Origin of the sequence: Methyloceanibacter sp. (genome assembly GCF_035650995.1) — a bacterium.
GTDB lineage: Bacteria > Pseudomonadota > Alphaproteobacteria > Rhizobiales > Methyloligellaceae > Methyloceanibacter.
In genome coordinates this window covers 1-2,313 of record NZ_DASRGO010000087.1, presented here as the reverse complement: position 1 = coordinate 2,313, position 2,313 = coordinate 1, and the positions used below count along the sequence as shown (strand labels likewise).

The following is a 2,313-nucleotide window of genomic DNA, read 5'->3' as shown; positions in this document are numbered from 1 at the left end:
CGGTCAGGCCAAGCGCGGTCTCAAGGCGGTCGATCGCCTGTGTGCGCTGTTCCTCGGTCAACCGCTCCTCGGCGCGGGTGTTGATCGAGCCGTGATAGAACGGCTTGGTGGTCCGGGTGCCGGCGGCGACCGCCTCCATCTCCAGTAGGGCTTCGCGAAGGTTTTCGGCGGCAACGCCTCGAAGCTCCTTCACCTCGGCGCGCTCGTTGGTATCGGTGCGGGTCAGGTGAACGGCGAGCCGCCGCGCCCCGGCGCAGGACGTGCCTTTAATCACCACGACCTAGTGCCCTCATGAGCGCGGTCCGCATCTGCCGGATGTCGTCGCGGATAGCGAGGAGTTCGGGGAAGCCCGGCAGGATGCCGGTGCGGTTGAAGCCGTGCGCGAGCTGGTTGACGTTCGAGCCGATCTTGCCGAGGTGGCCGAGCAACCGGGCCAATTCCTTGCGCTCGACGGGCGGTCGGCGCACTGCCCGCGGCCCGGGTTTACCGAGCGCCAGGGCGCGGACAAAGGCCCCGACGCTGAGGCCGGCTTGGTCGGCGGCGGTCTTGATGGCCGCCCGCTCATCTTGTGTGCACCGTATCGGGGGAATAACTTCCGTTCGCGCGTCCTTGACGCGCATGCGCGCGGGTGACCTGAGCCCCTTGTGTCATCCAGCGATGAGAAGAGTCCTGGCTTCATTTGAGCCCTGTTGGCTCGGTGGTGCAACGGGACGGGGCGCGGAGCTCTCGGTGTAGCGCAGCGTCCCGTCCCGTTGCATGTCGGGAGCGCTGAGTTCGGCATAGGTGAGCGGCGGCAGATTGCCGAGTGCGCTGTGTGGGCGGATGGTGTTGTAATCGTCCCTCCAGATCGCCAGAGCCTCGCGCACATGGGTGAGCGAAGCGAACAGTGTCTCGTTCAACAACTCGTCGCGTAATCGGCCGTTGAAACTCTCGATGAAGGCATTCTGCTGTGGCTTGCCTGGCGCGATGTAATGCCATTCGACCCGTGTCTCCTGCGACCAGCGCAGGATCGCCATGCCGGTCAACTCGGTGCCGTTGTCGGAGACGATCATGGCGGGTCGGCCGCGTGCGGCAATCAGGGCGTCGAGCTCTCGCGCGACCCGCAGTCCGGACAGCGAGGTATCGGGCACCAGCGCCAGGCATTCCCGCGTGAAGTCATCGACGATCGCCAGGATGCGGAAGCGGCGGCCATCGGAGAAAGCGTCCGACAGGAAGTCCAGGCTCCAGCGCTGGTTGGGGCCTTGCGGAAGGGTCATCGGTGCCCTGGTGCCGAGCGCACGCTTGCGTCCGCCACGGCGGCGCACCTGGAGCCGTTCCTCGCGGTAGAGCCGACGGAGCTTCTTATGGTTCATGACGATGCCTTCGCGCCTGAGCAGGATGTGCAGCCGCCGATAGCCGAACCGACGGCGAATGGCGGCCAGCTCGCGTAGCCGTGCCCGCACCGCCGCATCATCCGGCCGAATGCTGCGGTAGCGAACCGATGTGCGATCGGCCCCGACCGCCGAACACGCCCGCCGCTCGCTGACCTCATACGCGACCCGAAGGTGAGCGACGGCCTCTCGCCTGGCGGCGGGCGTCACCATTTTTTTGCTGCGATATCCTTCAGCATGGCGTTGTCGAGCATCGCCTCGGCGAGCAGCCTCTTCAGCTTGGCGTTCTCGTCTTCCAGCGACTTCAGGCGCTTGGCGTCCGACACATCGAGGCCGCCGTACTTGGCCTTCCACTTGTAAAACGTTGCGCTGCTGATCCCGTGCTTGCGGCACACGTCCGCCGTCTTCGCCCCGGCCTCCTGCTCCCGCAATATCCCGATGATCTGTTCTTCCGTGAACCGGCTCGGCTTCATGTCCATCCCCTTCCAGGTGACGGACTCTACCCATCTTTGGAGGACATGCCGGGGCTCAGGTCAGAAGCATATTCACTTCGATAGTCTTTAGCCCGCTTGGAGGGTAGCAAGAATAATGAAGTAGTCTTCGCGCTCGCGTTCTGCCGGCCGTAGCGCCATTGCAGAGAGCTGAACTCTGCGTTCAACCCACCGATACTTCTTCTTCGGCTCCCATACTACCTCTTGGATTTTTCCAATTCCACTGTTGGAAGTTCGCACTTCCCCGATTTCTCCCTCTAGCAATGATCTTTCATGCCGAAACAACCCTGAAAACCCCTTATTAGTTGGAAGAAACCAACGCTGTCGATCAAAATAGGCCGCTACAATCCTATGCTTTTTGTCCCTATTTGTATATCGGTTGGGTGCATCTTTTACTCTCATCCAGAGCTTATCGCTGCCCTCTAATATATCGTGGTGCCAACCAACTACCT

General features: G+C 62.4%; 4 protein-coding genes. All 4 read right to left on the bottom strand.

Going from position 1 to position 2,313, the window contains the following annotated elements; genetic code table 11:
* A partial coding sequence (locus VFB18_RS06880; RefSeq protein ID WP_414675661.1) for a relaxase/mobilization nuclease domain-containing protein occupies positions 1–277 on the bottom strand: 277 nt, incomplete at its 3' end.
* The gene (locus tag VFB18_RS06875; protein WP_324972663.1) at positions 267–620 is read right to left on the bottom strand and encodes a plasmid mobilization protein; all 354 of its coding nucleotides are present in this window, start codon (positions 618–620) and stop codon (positions 267–269) included. The genes VFB18_RS06875 and VFB18_RS06880, both read right to left, overlap by 11 nt.
* Positions 621–647: 27 nt before the next feature.
* A protein-coding gene (locus VFB18_RS06870; RefSeq protein WP_324972661.1) for an IS3 family transposase occupies positions 648–1,843 on the bottom strand; the annotation gives its coding sequence in 2 pieces (ribosomal slippage) (positions 648–1,594 and positions 1,594–1,843; 1,197 coding nt in all).
* 87 nt (positions 1,844–1,930) lie between these two features.
* Positions 1,931–2,313, bottom strand: a 383-nt coding sequence (locus tag VFB18_RS06865; protein ID WP_324972658.1) for a hypothetical protein, incomplete at its 5' end; no start/stop codon positions are given.